The 16,781-nt window shown below is 54.5% G+C and carries 16 protein-coding genes; 12 read left to right on the forward strand and 4 right to left on the reverse strand.

The window, feature by feature from the left end:
- The first annotated feature begins 224 nt into the window (after window positions 1-224).
- From HV213_RS00200 to HV213_RS00215, 4 genes are all read left to right on the forward strand, one after another.
- Window positions 225-539, forward strand: coding sequence for a PTS sugar transporter subunit IIB (locus HV213_RS00200; protein ID WP_085045337.1), 315 nt, complete (start codon window positions 225-227; stop codon window positions 537-539).
- An 11-nt stretch (window positions 540-550) separates the two neighbouring features.
- Window positions 551-1,873: a PTS sugar transporter subunit IIC gene (locus tag HV213_RS00205; RefSeq protein WP_181484353.1), complete on the forward strand. Its 1,323-nt coding sequence runs from the start codon at window positions 551-553 to the stop codon at window positions 1,871-1,873.
- A gap of 102 nt (window positions 1,874-1,975) precedes the next feature.
- Complete coding sequence (locus HV213_RS00210; RefSeq protein WP_181484354.1) at window positions 1,976-2,278, forward strand: PTS lactose/cellobiose transporter subunit IIA; 303 nt, start codon at window positions 1,976-1,978, stop codon at window positions 2,276-2,278.
- Between the two features lie 95 nt (window positions 2,279-2,373).
- Entirely contained in the window at window positions 2,374-3,759 is a 1,386-nt protein-coding gene (locus HV213_RS00215) for a carbohydrate porin (protein WP_181484355.1), read from the forward strand.
- A gap of 162 nt (window positions 3,760-3,921) precedes the next feature.
- Here HV213_RS00215 and HV213_RS00220 read toward each other — a convergent pair whose 3' ends face one another.
- On the reverse strand, window positions 3,922-4,284 hold the full coding sequence (locus HV213_RS00220; protein ID WP_181484356.1) for a YibL family ribosome-associated protein: 363 nt from the start codon (window positions 4,282-4,284) through the stop codon (window positions 3,922-3,924).
- A gap of 275 nt (window positions 4,285-4,559) precedes the next feature.
- Between HV213_RS00220 and HV213_RS00225 the strand changes: the two genes are divergently transcribed.
- The gene (locus HV213_RS00225) at window positions 4,560-4,784 is read left to right on the forward strand and encodes a hypothetical protein (protein ID WP_181484357.1); all 225 of its coding nucleotides are present in this window, start codon (window positions 4,560-4,562) and stop codon (window positions 4,782-4,784) included.
- Here HV213_RS00225 and mtlR read toward each other — a convergent pair.
- The 3 genes from mtlR to HV213_RS00240 form a co-directional block, all read right to left on the reverse strand.
- Complete coding sequence (gene mtlR / locus HV213_RS00230; protein WP_181484358.1) at window positions 4,773-5,372, reverse strand: mannitol operon repressor MtlR; 600 nt, start codon at window positions 5,370-5,372, stop codon at window positions 4,773-4,775. The two genes, HV213_RS00225 and mtlR, sit on opposite strands and share 12 nt — an antisense overlap.
- Window positions 5,369-6,517 carry a mannitol-1-phosphate 5-dehydrogenase gene (mtlD, locus tag HV213_RS00235; protein WP_181484359.1) on the reverse strand — a complete coding sequence of 383 codons (1,149 nt, stop codon included), beginning with the start codon at window positions 6,515-6,517 and terminating at the stop codon, window positions 5,369-5,371. The genes mtlR and mtlD overlap by 4 nt, the downstream gene beginning before the upstream one ends.
- A gap of 99 nt (window positions 6,518-6,616) precedes the next feature.
- Complete coding sequence (locus tag HV213_RS00240) at window positions 6,617-8,527, reverse strand: PTS mannitol transporter subunit IICBA (protein ID WP_181484360.1); 1,911 nt, start codon at window positions 8,525-8,527, stop codon at window positions 6,617-6,619.
- A gap of 535 nt (window positions 8,528-9,062) precedes the next feature.
- Here HV213_RS00240 and HV213_RS00245 point away from each other — a divergent pair.
- The 7 genes from HV213_RS00245 (at window position 9,063) to HV213_RS00275 (ending at window position 16,746) form a co-directional block, all read left to right on the forward strand.
- Window positions 9,063-9,434, forward strand: coding sequence for a DUF3302 domain-containing protein (locus HV213_RS00245; RefSeq protein ID WP_181484361.1), 372 nt, complete (start codon window positions 9,063-9,065; stop codon window positions 9,432-9,434).
- 3 nt (window positions 9,435-9,437) lie between these two features.
- Complete coding sequence (locus tag HV213_RS00250) at window positions 9,438-10,574, forward strand: HlyD family secretion protein (RefSeq protein WP_181484362.1); 1,137 nt, start codon at window positions 9,438-9,440, stop codon at window positions 10,572-10,574.
- Between the two features lie 285 nt (window positions 10,575-10,859).
- Complete coding sequence (locus HV213_RS00255) at window positions 10,860-12,398, forward strand: PTS transporter subunit EIIC (protein WP_181484363.1); 1,539 nt, start codon at window positions 10,860-10,862, stop codon at window positions 12,396-12,398.
- Window positions 12,399-12,411: 13 nt separating this feature from the next.
- Window positions 12,412-14,139, forward strand: coding sequence for a sulfatase (locus HV213_RS00260; RefSeq protein ID WP_181484364.1), 1,728 nt, complete (start codon window positions 12,412-12,414; stop codon window positions 14,137-14,139).
- Between the two features lie 11 nt (window positions 14,140-14,150).
- Window positions 14,151-15,023, forward strand: coding sequence for an aldose epimerase family protein (locus tag HV213_RS00265; protein WP_181484365.1), 873 nt, complete (start codon window positions 14,151-14,153; stop codon window positions 15,021-15,023).
- Window positions 15,024-15,059: 36 nt separating this feature from the next.
- Window positions 15,060-15,941: a MurR/RpiR family transcriptional regulator gene (locus tag HV213_RS00270; protein ID WP_181484366.1), complete on the forward strand. Its 882-nt coding sequence runs from the start codon at window positions 15,060-15,062 to the stop codon at window positions 15,939-15,941.
- Between the two features lie 196 nt (window positions 15,942-16,137).
- Entirely contained in the window at window positions 16,138-16,746 is a 609-nt protein-coding gene (locus HV213_RS00275) for a glutathione S-transferase (protein WP_181484367.1), read from the forward strand.
- The last annotated feature ends 35 nt before the right edge of the window (window positions 16,747-16,781 follow it).

Genomic DNA, 16,781 nt, shown 5'->3' on the forward strand with positions numbered 1-16,781 from the left:
GCAGCAGTATATCCGTTTCCGTTTTATTTGGAAACCGATTCTCCGTTTCATGGAAAAACGTAGCAAAAACCACAGGAATATGTGAGCCAAATCTAATTAATCAGCCCTGTGGCTGACAGATCTTGACGGTTATCACAGTTCTGTTTTTTATAAATGGAAACCGGTTTCCGTCTGATATCAAATCATCCACGCAATAACTTTTTACATTTTGAGGATGGTCGTCGATGTACAAGATTATGCTGTGCTGCTCTGCCGGGATGTCCACCAGTATGCTGGTCAGAAAGATGGTCGATGTCGCAAAGGAACGTAACCTGCCGGTGCAGATTGATGCTTATGGTGTTTCCGAATTTGACATGCAGTTTCCACAGTACCAGGTGGTGCTTCTTGGCCCCCAGGTGAAATACATGCTGAAAACTTTATCTGAGAAAGCCGCTTCCCTGAATATTCCGGTCCAGCCAATCAATACCATGGACTACGGGATGCAGCGGGGAGATAACGTCCTGGATTATGCTCTGTCGCTGATAGAAGCGGCGCATTAAGAGGTGTGCAAATGAGTTCTCTGTATCAGTCCATGATTGCTGTGATCGAGCAATCAATTACACCGCTGGCAGGACGCCTTGGGCAGCAGAAATACGTTATCGCCATTCGCGATGGCTTCACTGCCGCATTGCCGTTTATGATCATCGGCTCTTTCATGCTGGTATTTATCTTCCCTCCTTTTTCGCCGGATACCGCCAACGGTTTCGCCCGCGGCTGGCTGGATTTCTCCCAACAGTATCGCGAACAGCTGATGCTGCCGTTTAACCTCAGCATGGGTGTGATGACGTTCTTTATCTCTGTAGGTATTGGCGCCAGCCTGGGACGCCAGTTCCAGCTCGACCCGGTGATGTCCGGTCTGCTGGCGTTTATGGCCTTTTTACTGGTTGCCGCGCCGTATGCGGATGGCAAAATCTCCACCCAGTACCTCTCCGGCCAGGGCATCTTTACCGCCTTGATCACCGCGATTTATTCCACCCGCGTTTACGCCTGGCTGAAGCAGAACAACATCACCATTCGTCTGCCGAAAGAGGTGCCGACCGGCGTTGCGCGCTCGTTTGAAATCCTCATCCCGGTGCTGGTGGTGATAGCGACGCTGCATCCACTGAACCTGTTTATTGAAGCGCAGACCGGGATGATCCTGCCGCAGGCGATTATGCATCTGCTGGAGCCGCTGGTTTCCGCCTCTGACTCACTGCCGGCGATTCTGCTTTCCGTCCTGATGTGCCAGATTTTCTGGTTTGCCGGGATCCACGGTTCGCTGATTGTCACCGGGATTATGAACCCGTTCTGGATGGCCAACCTGTCGGCAAACCAGGCGGCGCTGGCGGCTGGTGCAGCTCTGCCCCACGTCTATCTGCAAGGTTTCTGGGACCACTACCTGCTAATCGGCGGTGTCGGTTCCACGCTCCCGCTGGCGTTCCTGCTGCTGCGTAGCCGCGTGGCGCACCTGCGTACCATTGGCAAAATGGGCGTCGTACCCAGCTTCTTTAATATCAACGAGCCGATTCTGTTCGGTGCGCCGATTATTATGAACCCGATGATGTTTATCCCGTTCGTCTTCGTGCCGATGATCAACGCCGTGCTGGCTTACGGCGCGACGCGTCTCGGCTGGCTGAGCCAGGTCGTTTCCCTGACCCCATGGACAACGCCAGCTCCCATTGGCGCATCGTGGGCTGCCAACTGGACCTTAAGCCCGGTCGTCATGTGCGTGATTTGTATGGTGATGTCGGCGGTTATCTATCTGCCATTCCTGCGTGCTTATGAACGCTCCTTAATGAAAACCGAAGTCGAAAAAGCAAAAAACGCGGCACCGGTTGCTGAAACCGTCAGCTAATAATTAAACGAATATATTTTTAAGATGACAGCGTAAATAATGCAGAAAAAGGACTTTCACCACATTATTTAAATAATAAAGTTAATGATCTCAGGACATAACATGATTGAATTAGAAGATGCGGTAATGGATATTATCGTCAACGCGGGACAGTCACGCTCATTATGTTTTGAAGCGCTTCATTGTGCCCGTAACGGTAATATAGATGAAGCGCGGTTGCTCCTTAATGAAGCCGATGGTTATGCCCGCCGGGCGCACCAGATGCAAACCCAGCTCATCGAGCAGGACGCGGGAGAAGGGCGTCAGCCGATGACGCTGATTATGGTGCACGCCCAGGACCATCTGATGAATTCTCTGCTGGCTCGCGAATTTTCAGAAGAGTTAATTCATCTGTATCAACGTTAATATATAACTCAACAGTACCCTAAATAAGTATCACCAGCTTATCCTGGCGGGATAGCTATTATCTGAATATATGAATTATTAAAAGCGAGATAATTATGAAAACTGTAAAAATGCTGCCATTAGCCATGGCGGTCGTCGCCGCGCTGTGCCCAATTTCCGTATTAGCACAAGATTTTACTCAGGAACAAATTGACGCCATTGTGGCTAAAGCCGTCGATAAAGCGCTGGCCGACCGTCAGGCTAAGATGGACGCCGCCGCCGCGAAAAAGGTGGATCTGGAGACCAATCCGCAAACCGCCGCACAGACACCGGATATGGCGGTTCCGTTCGGACTGAAATTTAGCGGTTACGCCCGCTACGGCGCACAATTCCAGACCGGCGATCAGAAATTTGTTGGCGTTGATGGCTCCTATAACGGCGCGTCGGCAATCGGTCGTCTGGGTAACGAAGGCAACGGCGGCGAATTCCAGATAACCAAAGCCTTTAAGAGCAGCAAAGGCGCTATCTGGGATATTAACGTGATGTTCGACCACTGGAGCGATGAAGTTAACCTGAAAAAAGCCTACGTCGGCGTCACCAACGTGCTGGAGTCCAACCCTAACGCCTATATCTGGGCGGGTCGCGATTTCCACCAGCGTCCGCAACAGGGGATCAATGACTACTTCTGGATGAACCACGATGGTCAGGGCGCCGGGGTGAAAAACTTCGATATCGGTGGCGTACAGTTTGACGTGGCGGCGGTCTCGCAGGTGGAGTCCTGTAGCCCGGAAGTGATGGCCGATGAGGCTAACCCATCGCGTATCACCTGTACCGGTGGCTCCGGCACTGGTGATGATGGTCACTATGCGCTGACCACCAAAACTCACAATATCAAAGCGGGCCCGATCGACGTTGAGGTCTACGCTAACTACGGCTTTGATTCAAAAGCGGTGGATAACGACGAGCAGCTCGATGCCTGGCAGGGCGGCCTGCTGTTAAGCCACACCAACAGCGATGACAGCGGCGTGAATAAGGTTATCCTGCGCTACTCCGATAACTCGGATAACAGCGTTTACAACAAAACGGACGGGTTGACTGCTATCTATGCCAGCTTCGAAGGCAACTATAAGTTTACCCAGCAGGCGCAGATCGAATATCTGCTGGCCTTCCACGACTATGACAACAGCAAGGACGACACCGACAACCGTAAAAACTACGGCGCGATTGTCCGTCCGATGTACTTCTGGAACGACGTGCATTCGACCTGGCTGGAAGCGGGCTACCAGCGCGTTGATTACGATCAGGGCGGAGACAACCATGGCTGGAAGCTGACGCTGTCGCAGAACATTGCGATCGGTATGGGGCCGGAGTTCCGCCCAATGCTGCGTTTCTACGTGACCGGCGGTCAGGTGGATAACAAGCGCACTGCGAAGGTCAACGGCACCGACGACCAGCAGCTGGATTCGCTGAACGTTGGCGGCATGTTTGAAGCGTGGTTCTAAGCGAGTGAAGCAGTCCCGGGTCATGGCATGAATGCCTGACCCGGCGACTTATTCCCGGAGGCGGCGCTGGCGCGCCTGTCCGGGCTACCAAACCAGCAGACTGCTCGATCCCGTAGCCCGATCAAACAGCAGTGCTACCGGGGGATTTTCGCAGCGAAAAAATCAGAACGCGGTTTTTGAGAAGCCGGTCATCTCTTTGAGGCCCATTTCGCGACCCAGAGCGGTCATCGGATGGACAAGAACCAGCCCGCGCACGCTTTTTTTGAGTTTGCCAATATCGGCCTGCTCTTTTTTGGTGATGGCGCGACGGTGCGGCAGGCTCATCAGTTTCTGCGCTTCTTTGCTCAGTTTTTGACCCTGAACTTCGCGCAGGCGAACAAGCTCCGCCTCAATGGTGGTTTTTTCTTTTTCCAGCTCGGCGTACTTGTCTGCGGCTTCAACCAGCGACAGGTCGGCCTGCTGGTGACGGATGGCGTCGAGACGGTCGCTCAGACGCTTAATTTCACTTTTTTCGACTTCTTTCATGGTGGTTTAATCTATTAAGAAATGGGCGTTATCAGACTATAGTATGTGCTGTCGCTTCCGTTGTGGGTAGCTATTTATCAAAACGTCACAACTTTCCCCGCAATAACAATCACCGTGATTAATTATAATAATTTGAATATTATACGGATTTCCCACCAGAGTGGGTGAATGTTCATTTCTGTGAAGCCCGTCGGCCATTAAGCACGTTTTCCTCATCTAAATCCCTTCTTTTGGCTAATTCTTAACAAGATGATCCCCGAGCAGAGGAGAGCGTGATGGCGAAAATCGGCGACGGTGTACCGCGTATTATTGATAAGGCCGTAGATTTTATGGCTTCAAGCCAGGCTTTTATGGAATATCTAAAAAAGTCCCCGCGTTTGCAGCATATACCGCAAGACATTCCGGCGGACAAAGAGGAGCTGTTTCTGCGTCGTCTGGAGTATTATCGGCAGCTTTATCAGCCGACGTGTGACCAGCAAGAGACCGAATCAGAGCGTTGATTTTTGAAAGGCTTTTTTTAAGCTGATTTTAGAAATCAGCTCGGTCAGAGACAGCATCATTGTTGAACGTACAACCTGCTGGTAGCGCAGTTTCTGCATTGCCAGCAGTTCCGCATCGCTATCGTCGAATAGCGGCATCGGCGGCAGCGCAGCGACGCAGTGCAGCTCGCCAAACGGTCCGAGAATTTCATCGTCGGTAAAGCTGTACTCATTACCATCGTGGTTCAACTCTTCGCGCAGGGCCATTAGCAGCTCGGCGTCTTCGTATTCGGCGCGACTGATCACCCCGAGGCCATAAATCAGCTTCAGGCGTACAGAAAGGTCACCCAGCGGCCCCTCGCCGTCTAGCAAGGGCTCCACTGCGTATTTCACCGCATAGTCGTCTTTACGGAACACCTGAAGCACCAGGATATTGACCGCTTCCGTCAGCAGTTCAACGGTAGCGATCAGGAAGCTTCTTACGGTTTTGCCAGCATTCAGACGCTCAAGCACACGGTTTTCAAATGCCTGTGTTTCTTCCATTATTGCCTGCATATCTGACAGGAGTAGTAATGGGCGCGGTTCGGACCGCGCCAGATCTTGCCTCATTTGGTGGCGTTATAGTCGTTAACAGCTTCCGCCACCACATCGCTTGCCGCGTCCAGACCTGAAATCTGCGCCAGCGCGGCCTGAGGGCCTTTTTCTGCAATCAGCGTCGCCAGCTCTTGCGCCTGCGGATCTTCTTCGCTGCGGAAATGCATCGCCGCAGCGATCCCTTTCACCAGGTTCAGATGCGGCAGGCCGTATTCCAGCGTACCAAGCAGCGGCTTAATTAAACGATCGCCCGCACTCAGTTTGCGCAGCGGCTGACGGCCAACGCGCTCAACGTCATCTTTCAAATACGGGTTCTCGAAACGACCAATAATCTTCTGGATATAGGCTGCGTGTTTCTGTGCATCAAAGGCATAGCGTTTGATCAGTACCGCGCCGCTCTCTTCCATGGCCCCTTTAACTACCGCGCGGATTTTCTCATCGAGAATCGCGTCACGAATCGTCTGGTGACCCGCCAGTTTTCCGAGGTAGGCGGTTATAGCATGTCCGGTGTTTAAGGTGAATAGCTTACGCTCGACAAATGCCATCAGGTTATCGGTTAATTCCATTCCTGGGATATTCGGCAGCTCGCCTTTAAACTGGGTCTTGTCGACAATCCACTCGCTGAAGGTTTCCACGGTCACTTCCAGCGGGTCGTGAGTGGCGGAAGCGGATGGCGGAACGATGCGGTCAACGGCGGAATCAACGAAGCCGACGTTGGCATCGACCCAGGCTTTATCTTCTTCAGCCAGAGCGTTAAAAACGTGGCCTTTGAGCTGAGTCGTGCCGCGGACCATGTTTTCGCAGGCGATAATATTCAGCGGGGCGGTAATGCCCTGCGCTTTGCGTTTAGCCAGACCTTTAGCAATGGCCGGAGCAATGCGTTCCAGCACAACCGGACCGACGGCGGTAGTGACCAGGTCAACGCTGGCAATCAGCTCAACGACTTCATCACCGATGCTGCTGACGGCATCGACGCCGGAAACGGTATCAACCTGCTCATTTTCGCCGACCACGTGAACCTGATAGCTATGACGGGCATTCAGGGCATCAAGCACAACCTGATTTACATCCGCAAACGTCAGCTTTATCCCCGCGTCTGCCAGCAGTTTGCCGATAAAGCCACGACCGATATTACCTGCGCCAAAATGTAATGCTTTCATAGTATTAACCTTCAATTAATGTTTTTACCTGAGAGGGCTGGGGTGAGGCTTTTCCCTCACCCAAACCCTCTCCCCACGATAAGGAGAGAGGGGGCTGGATTACGCTTTCAGCAGCGCCAGGACCTCTTCGACGCTGGTGGTTTTGGTCAGACGCTCAATGACGGATTCGTCATCCAGCGCGTTGGTCAGGCTGGTAATCACCTGAATGTGCTCGTTATTGCGAGCAGCGATACCGATGACCAGACGAGCGACCTCATCCTCTTCTTCACCAAAGCGCACGCCTTCCGGATACTGACAGAACACGATGCCGGTTTTCAGCACGCGATCTTTAGCTTCGATGGTGCCGTGCGGTACCGCGATGGACTCACCCAGGTAGGTCGACGTCAGTTTTTCGCGGTCCAGCATCGCCTGGACATATTCCGGCTCAACGTAGCCGCCTTTCACCAGTTGCTCACCGGCAAACAGAATCGCTTCTTCCTTGGTGGCCGCTTTACGACCGAGGAAGATATTCTCTGCACCGAGTTTGAACAGGTTAGTGTCAGCCGCATCAAAGCTGTCTTTCAGACTGTCGCGAACTTTCTCTTCGTTATCAGTATGGCGCTGCGCCGCAACCAGACGTTCGGTCAGGCTGGTGTACAGGCCGCTGTCGAGGAAGTTGGTCAGCGAAATATGCTGCGCCTGCGGTACCTGGCGCATCGCACGCTCGGTCAGGTCGCGGTGGGTGATGACCAGGTCAACATCCGGCGGCAGGTTGTTAATCGCGGTATTCGTAACGGAGATATGGCTCAGCCCGGCATCCTGTACTTTCTTACGCAGCACGCCTGCACCCATGGCGCTGGAACCCATACCGGCGTCGCAGGCAACGATGATTTTACGCACGTGGCTCAGGTCGTTAGCCACATCGCCAGCGGCCAGCGGAGTGGCTGCGCCTTTGGACTGTGCTTTCATATCCTGCATGCGACGGGTCGCTGCATCGATATCGTCTTCTTCCTTCACTTTGCTGGTTTTCAGCAGAACAGCTGAAACGACGAAGGAGACCGCCATCGCAGCAACAATCGCGGCGATGTTAGCGAAGTAGGCACCTTTCGGCGTCATCGCCAGCACGGCCAGGATAGAACCCGGAGAGGCCGGAGAAACCAGACCGCCGTTGAGAAGGGTCAGAGTAAACACGCCGGTCATACCGCCGAGGATAACCGCCAGAATCAGACGCGGGTTCATCAGCACGTACGGGAAGTAGATTTCGTGAATACCGCCGAGGAAGTGGATGATTGCCGCACCGCCCGCAGACTGTTTAGCGCTACCGCGACCAAAGAACATGTACGCCAGCAGGACGCCCATACCCGGACCCGGGTTAGCTTCAATCAGGAAGAAGATCGATTTGCCGAGATCATGCGACTGCTGGATGCCCAGCGGCGAGAAGATACCGTGGTTGATGGCGTTGTTGAGGAACAGGATTTTCGCTGGTTCTACAAAGACAGATGCCAGCGGCAGCATGTCGTGAACAACCATGAAGTTAACGCCTGCCGCCAGAATTTTGGACAGGACTTCAACTGCCGGACCAATGCCGAGGAACGCCAGGATGGCGAGGATCATCCCGATGATGCCGGCAGAGAAGTTGTTCACCAGCATTTCGAAGCCGGATTTGATTTTGCCATCAACCCAGACGTCAAAACGTTTAATCGCCCAGCCGCCTAGCGGACCGGCGATCATGGAGCCGAGGAACATTGGCATATCCGCGCCGACGATCACGCCCATGGTGGTAATTGCACCGACCACGCCGCCGCGCTCGCCGCCAATCAGCTTACCGCCGGTATAACCGATCAGCAGCGGCAGCAGATAGGTGATCATCGGACCAACCAGCTTCGCCAGCGTTTCGTTCGGTAACCATCCTGTCGGAATGAATAATGCGGTGATAATACCCCACGCGATAAACGCGCCGATATTTGGCATCACCATGTTGCTGAGGAAACGACCAAAGCTTTGCACTTTGATCTTGATATCGGATGACATAAAACACCCCTTCTTCTGTTTTTGCTATCGGCAGGCTGAAAGCCCGAGGCTCGTTGTTAATGTGGCGGCAGAGGTAGCCGGACCCTGTTTGATAGTGCGAAATCTGGCACTGAATCGTTAAGCTGTCCAGTCGATGGACTTTTATGTGATTGGTATCACATAAAAATAGGTGGCTTATACGTGTTTGTAGTGATCTTGATCACAAAACAAATGCGTAAAAAAACAACAAGCAGGCGTTTCAGAGGCAATTATGGTGTTTTATGTGATGTAAGTCACAAATAACATTCAGGGTTTTGTTATTTGTTTGTGATGTTCGTCACAAAATATTTCAGCCTGGATTTCTCCTGGTGTGATCTCCGGCAGGTTATGCCTTGTTCAGGTCGAGGGGATGTAACTCAATAACCTGATCCGCTAAAGAACATTTTAGTCGTCAATGGCGAAAATGAAATCGGTGAATTATGCTCAATCTGTCGGCCGTTTTTTTATCTGCCACAAAACAAATCCTATTAATAATTAGCGTAAATCCGAGGAAAGTATGTTTCTCAATTATTTTGCGCTCGGCGTTCTGATCTTCGTTTTCCTGGTGATTTTTTATGGAATCATCATTCTCCATGACATCCCTTATTTGATTGCGAAGAAACGCAACCACCCGCACTCGGATGCGATTCACGTTGCGGGCTGGGTGAGTCTGTTTACTTTGCACGTCATTTGGCCGTTCTTATGGATCTGGGCCACGCTTTATCAACCGGAGCGCGGTTGGGGGATGCAGCACCGGCGGGATGGTGTGCCGCCAGAAGCGACAGAAGATGAGGATGAAATTAGCGAACTTCGCCAGCGGGTCAGCGCGCTCGAACAGCGAATAACCGGTCTTCAGCCGTCAGCCCAACCCCCTTCGGTGGAGAAATAACTCATGGATCTGCTGATTATTTTAACCTACGTGGCGATTGCCTGGTCGATATTTAAAATATTCAAGATCCCGGTAAATAAATGGACGGTTCCCACCGCGGCGCTGGGCGGGGTATTTATTGTTAGCGCGCTTATTTTATTAATGAACTACAACCATCCTTACACCTTTACCGCGCAAAAAGCGGTTATTTCTATTCCGATTACCCCGCAGGTGACCGGGGTGGTTAGCAGCGTCACGGATAAAGCAAATCAACGGGTTAAAAAGGGTGAAGTTCTGTTTACCATCGACCCGGTACGTTATCAGGCGCGGGTCGACAGGCTGCAGGCTGACCTGGTCACCGCGCTGCACAGCATCAACACGCTGAAAGCCCAGCTTTCTGAGGCCCAGGCAAACACCACGCGCGTCTCGGCGGAGCGCGATCGTCTCTATAAAGACTATCAGCGTTATCTGAAGGGCAGCCAGGCGCGGGTAAACCCGTTTTCGGAAAGCGATATCGATAACGCCCGGCAAAACTACCTGGCCCAGGATGCGATGGTGAAAGGATCGGTCGCGGAGCAGGCGCAAATCCAGAGTCAGCTCGACAGCATGGTTAACGGCGAGCAGTCGCAGGTGGTGAGCCTGCGCGCGCAGCTGGCGGAGGCGAAATATAACCTCGACCAGACCACCGTGCGTGCGCCCAGCGATGGCTATATCACCCAGGTTTTGATTCGCCCTGGAACCTATGCGGCCTCGTTGCCGCTGCGCCCGGTAATGGTGTTTATCCCACAGCAAAAACGGCTGATTGTGGCGCAGTTCCGGCAAAATTCGTTGCTCAGACTTGAGGCGGGCGACGATGCTGAAGCGGTGTTTAACGCGCTGCCGGGCCAGGTCTTTCATGGCAAGCTGGTGAGTATTCTGCCGGTGGTGCCGGGGGGAACGTATCAGGCGCAGGGCACGCTGCAAGCGTTGACGGTCACGCCGGGCACCGACGGCGTGCTGGCAACCATCGAACTCGATCCCAATGCCGCCGTGGACGCGCTACCTGACGGCATTTACGCCCAGGTGGCGGTCTATTCCGACCATTTCACCCACGTTTCGGTGATGCGCAAAGTACTGCTGCGCATGACCAGTTGGATGCACTATCTTTATCTGGACCACTAAACCGAGATTGATGACAAACCTGTTTTAGATAATGTATTCGCATTTCTGCCGGATGGCGGCTAGCCGCCATCCGGCAACTCCAGAAAGGCGCACTTTGTCAGCAATCTGCTAAACCCCTTCCCGTTGCTTATGATTCCCTTCCGTCGCAGACGAAAATTTTTGGTGATGCCTGTCACTATTTCAGCGTCCTGCGTTGACAAATTGCGCAAATGATCGGAACAATAGTTTCATTAAATCACTATAATCATGAAACTAAAACTTCATTTGCCAATATCAGGGATTCGTATGAGCAGATTATTTGCTGGAGCACAGAATCTGGGTAAGTCGTTTATGCTGCCGATAGCCATTCTCCCCGCCGCGGGGTTGTTACTGGGCTTTGGCGGCGTGTTCACAAACCCGGTGACCCTATCAACCTACCCGTTTCTTAATGGCGAAGTTGTACAGGCGATTTTTACCGTTATGCGCCTATGCGGCAGCGTGGTTTTCGACAACCTGGCGCTGCTTTTTTCCGTCGGCATTGCCGTTGGGCTGGCGCGTAGCGACAAAGGCACTGCCGGGCTGGCGGCGGTACTCAGTTTTCTGGTGATGAACAAGGCCATCAGCGCGCTACTGCTGCTGAACGGCACGCTGGCCAGCGAGAATCTGGCCGCCGCCGGGCAGGCAAGCGTACTGGGGATCACCACGCTGCAAACCGGCGTGCTGGGCGGGGTGATGTGCGGCCTGCTGACCTCCTGGGTACATAGTCGCTACGGTAAAACGCAGTTGCCTGACATGCTGGCGTTTTTTAGCGGTTCGCGCTTTGTGCCGATCATGACTTCTTTCTTCGCCATCTTCCTTGGCGTCGCGCTGTTCTGGGTGTGGCCGCACGTGCAGGCCGGGATTTCACATCTGGGGATCCTCGTTGAGAAGACCGGGTACGTCGGTACATTGATTTACGGCATGATCCTCAAGTGCCTCATCCCCCTCGGTTTGCACCATATTTTCTATATGCCGTTCTGGTTAACCAGCGTCGGCGGGGAAGCGATGGTCAACGGGCACATGGTTGAGGGAACGCAGAAAATCTTTTTTGCCCAGTTGGCCGACCCCTCCGTCACCCAGTACTACATCGGCGTGTCACGCTTTATGGCGGGACGCTTTGCCGACTTTATGTTTGGCCTGCCGGGCGCGGCGCTGGCTATCTATCATTGTGCGAAGCCGGAAAACAAAAAGAAAGTCGCCAGCCTGATGCTCTCCGCTGCCCTGACCGCATTCGTCACCGGGATCACCGAGCCGCTGGAGTTCGCCTTTATGTTCTGCGCGCCGCTGCTCTACGCGGTGCATATCGTCCTGACCGGCTTCGCCTTTATGTTCTCGCATATGCTGGAAATTACCGTTGGTCAGACGTTCTCCGGCGGACTGGTGGATTTCCTGCTCTTCGGCGTGCTGCAAGGCAATGCCAAAACCAACTGGATCTACATCTTCCCGCTGGGCACGGTGATGTTCTGCACCTACTACTTCTCGTTCCGCTTCCTCATTCAATGGCGTCAGTTGAAAACGCCGGGACGTGAAGATGAAAGCGAAGAGACGCCGACGGCCAGCGTGTCGCAGGACGTTCGCGCAGCGGGCATTGTTGAGGCGCTGGGCGGTCGGGACAACATCGTTGATGTGGACTGCTGCGCGACCCGCCTGCGGATCACCGTCAACGATGCGGAAAAGGTGAAGCTGGATGATTTCAAACAGCTCGGCAGCAAAGGCGCATTTATTCGCGGTCAGGGCGTACAGGTGGTTTACGGGCCGCACGTGACGCTGGTTAAAAACGAAGTCGAAGAATTTATCGGTTCATAAAGAGAGCAGTCTTATGAAAGCAGTTATGTTGATGTTTGACACCCTGACCCGCAATCACCTTGCGCCCTACGGCGGCGATGCGATAACGCCGAACTTCACGCGCCTGGCGCAGGAATCCGCGCAGTTTGATAACTTTTACGTCGGCAGCATGCCCTGTATGCCCGCACGCCGCGAACTGCACACCGGGCGCTACAACTTCCTGCACCGCAGTTGGGGGCCGCTGGAGCCGTTTGACTTCTCCGCGATGCAGGCCCTGCGCCAGCATGGCGTCCACACGCATATGGTTACCGACCATAAACACTACTGGCGTGACGGCGGCGCCACCTACCATACCCGCTACTCGACGTTTGAGTTTATTCGCGGTCAGGAGGGAGACTGCTGGAAAGGCCAGGTGGAGAAGCCGCTGATCCAGTGGCAGGGCAATGAAGACGAAGAGACCCGCCGCCGCCGCGCAGGGCGCATGACCCAGGACTTAATCAACCGCACGGCGATGCCGACGCAAGAGGAGCACTTTACCCATCGCACCATCAGCGCCGGGATGGAGTTCCTTGAGACCAACCGGGACCAGGAAAACTGGTTCCTGCAAATTGAGTGTTTCGACCCGCATGAACCGTTCTTCGTCCCGGAAAAATACCTGGCGCAGTATGGCTGCAAACCGGGTGACTTTGACGGCTGGGTGCCTTACTACTGCGGCGCGCCGGGCGGTGAAGACGACGACAAGGTGCGCAAGTTCTACCAGGCGCTGATCACCATGTGCGACGACTATCTCGGTCAGGTGATGGATAAGCTCAAGGCGCTGGACCTGTGGGACGATACGCTGTTTATCGTCTGCACCGATCACGGCTTCCTGCTGGGCGAACACCAGTGGTGGGGCAAAAATATCATGCCGGTGTATAACGAAATCGCCAATACGCCGTTCTTTATTCGCGATCCGCGCTGTCAGGCTGAAGGCGTGCGGCGCCAGGTGCTGGCCCAGACCATTGATATCCCGGCGACGCTGCTGGAGTACTTTGACGTCCCGCGCCCGGCAACCATGACCGGGCAGCCGCTGCGCCCGGCGGTTGAGCGCGATGAAGCCATTCGCGACTACGCGTTGTTCGGCTATTTTGGTGGGCATATCAATATCACTGACGGCGATTACGTCTATATGCGCTGCCCACGCGAGCAGGATAAAGCGCATTTGTACGAATACACGCTGATGCCAACGCGCATCGACAGCCCGTTTAAAATCGACGAGCTGAAAGATATTCGTATTCACCCCGGCTTTGATTTCACCCAGGGCGTGCAGGTGATGCAGATCCCCGCCACCTTTGGCTATCTCAACCCGTGGCGCTTTGGCGATAAGCTGTTCGATATCAAAAACGATCCGCGACAATTGCATCCCGTCACCGATAGCGCGCTATCTCAGCATTACGCCAGCGCGATAATCCCAGTGATGCGCCAGCACGATGCGCCGCCGGAGCTGTATACGCGTTTCGACCTGGAATCCCTGTCGCCCGAACGCGACCAGCAGTTCGCTGTGTGCCAGCAGGAATCAACGGCGGGTTATACCGGCGTGCATCCGGGTGTCGCGGAAGCGCTGGCCTTCCTCGTGCGCAACAGCGATTCACAGACGCTGGACTTTGCTGAGGATAAAGTGATTGATGAGGCTGATATCTTCACGCTGATTGACCGCCTGTTTACCGGCGACAAGCATCGGGCGATGGTCTATCAGACGCGGCTGCTGCTGCGCACGGCTTAGGAAAAGTGAGCATGGAGTGGCGTCTGGAAAATGCGCGTTTCCGTATGGTGATGCAGGCTGTTGGCGCGGAGCTAAGCGAACTGTGGGATAACCATCGCCAGCGCAGCTGGATATGGCAACCGCAGGCGGGAGTATGGAACAACTCGGCGACGCAGCTGTTTCCTGTTGTGGGGCAGCTCATCCACAATGGCTTATGGCAGGGCGAGCGTTTTTTTCCGCTCACCGCGCACGGATTTCTGCGCCACCAGACGTTCACCTGCGTGTCGCAGGATGCCACTCATCTGGTCCTTGAAGCATCCGATACCAATGAAACGCGCGAGGTCTGGCCGTTTGCGTGGCGCATACGCTTGACGTGGCGGCTAAATGACGATGGCATCAGCGTAGATTGGGCGGTGATTAACGAGGATAGCCAGCCCTGGGGCTATTCGCTGGGTTGGCATCCCGGCTTCGCGCTGCCGATTGCCCGCGAGCCGGGCTGGCAGGTGCGTTTCGATCGCGTCTGCGCGGGTCCCTTTGCGACGGTGCGGCGCACGCTGGCGATCCCCGACGACGCGCCGGACGTCTCGGCGTTTATATTGTCGCCGGATAGCTTCGCCGGAGGCGCTGTCTATTTTGCGCTGGGAGAGGGTAACCGCTGGGCGGTCTGCTCCCCGGATGGCCGGGAACAAATCGCCTTTTCCGGTAGCCAGAAATGGCTGGCGCTATGGGGCGTTCCGGGCGCGGATCTGCTGTGCGTGGAGCCGCTCAACGGCACCACCGACGATCCCCATTTTGATGGGCAAATAACCCATAAGCGCGGCATTAAGTGGCTGGCGGCGGGGGAAACGCACCACCATCAGCTCTCACTAAGCTTCCCGGCAGACAGCGAACGGCAAGCGGGCTAAACTACCTGACTTAACGCGCGGTCGGGAGAGCCCACAGTGAGTGTGAATAAAAAAAACGTACGCGTCTACCTTGCCAATATCCTCAGTAACCTCGGGGAAACGGACGGCAAAATAGCGGGTTATATCCTGCAGAAGCCGGCGCAGGTGGTGCAGCTACCGGTGAAAAAGCTGGCGCTGGAAATTGGCGTAAGCGAAGCCACCATCATCCGTTTTTGCAAGAAAATTGGTTACGCCGGGCTATTGAACCTGAAAGCGGATCTGAAGCGCGAGCTGCTGGACGATAGCGATTTATCGCTGCCTTCGTCGCCGGATATTTTCCTTGATGATTCGCGTAACGACGTGGCGCAAAAAATCGCGCTCACTATTGAAACCTCAACCCGGGAAACCATCGGCCTGCTGGAGATGAAAATCGTCAAGCCTGTGGTCGAGCGATTTCTGAGCGCGCGACGGGTGATGTTTGTTGGTTTCGGCGCGTCGGGGCTGGCGGCGCTGGAAGCGCGGGATAAGATGAACCGCTTAGGGATTGATTCCGAAGCCTTTACCGACCGCTTCACCATGACCTTAAAGTTGGCAAACCTGAAGGCCGATGATCTGGTGGTGGCCTTTTCGCACTCCGGGGAAACGCCGGAGGTGGTTAACGCCTTCCGTCTTGCGCAAAAGAAGGGAGCCTGGACGCTGGCAATTACTCATAGCCCCCATTCTCCGCTCACTGAGCTGGCGAACACCTTCTGGCTGACCAGCGGCGAAGCGGGGCCGATGCAGGGCGATTCCATCTCAACGCGTATTGCGCAGCTGTTCATCATTGAATTCCTGTGCACCGAAATTACCCGCCACAACTTACGCGATAGCGGCGTTACCGGGTTGTCGATTAAAGAACTATTGATAAAAGAGCGTATTAAGCGCGAATCTTCAGAGTGAATATTATGCTCCCGGCTCGCACTGCGTTTAGCTGGGCTACAGGTTCACTGCGGTCTGTGGACCCGTAGCCCGGAAAAGGCGCGTCAAGCGCCGCCTCCGGGGAATGCGCCGGGGCTCGCGGAATTTCCTTTTGCTTCGCGGTTTTTTACCGCAGCCTGCACCATACTTACCTTTTTGTTGGCGAAAGGAGCAGTCAATGAAACTGATCGGCAGCTATACCAGTCCCTTTGTGCGCAAAATTTCCGTCATTTTGCTGGAAAAAGATATTCCCTTCGAGTTCGTCAACGAATTCCCTTACAACGACGTCAATGGCGTATCGCAGTATAACCCGCTGGGGAAAGTGCCCGCGCTGGTCACCGACGATGGTGAATGCTGGTACGATTCGCAGATTATCGCACAGTACCTGGAGCAACTCGGTGTCGCACCGAATATGCTGCCAGCGGAGCCACAAGCCGCGTTGAAAATGCGTCAACTTGAGGCGCTGGCTGATGGTGTTATGGAAGCCGCACTGGCTCTGGTGCGAGAGAAAACGCGCCCGGCGGCACAGCAGTCTGAAAGCGAACTGCTACGCCAGCGGGAAAAGGTTGCGCGCGGTCTGGATGCGCTCGAAGGCTATGCGAGTGACGGGACTTTACGCCCGGATGAAGTCAACCTGGCGACCATTTCGGCGGCCTGCGCTATTGCTTACCTTAACTTTCGCCGCGTCGCGCCGGGCTGGTGCGCCACCCGCCCTAAGCTGGTCAGACTGGTGGATTCGCTCTTTCAGCGCGCCAGCTTTGCGCGCACCGAACCGCCGAGGAGTTGACCCAGGCAGGTAACAGTTTCTGCCCGGAGGCGTTA

It is taken from the genome of Klebsiella sp. RHBSTW-00484, assembly GCF_013705725.1.
Taxonomy (GTDB): domain Bacteria; phylum Pseudomonadota; class Gammaproteobacteria; order Enterobacterales; family Enterobacteriaceae; genus Klebsiella.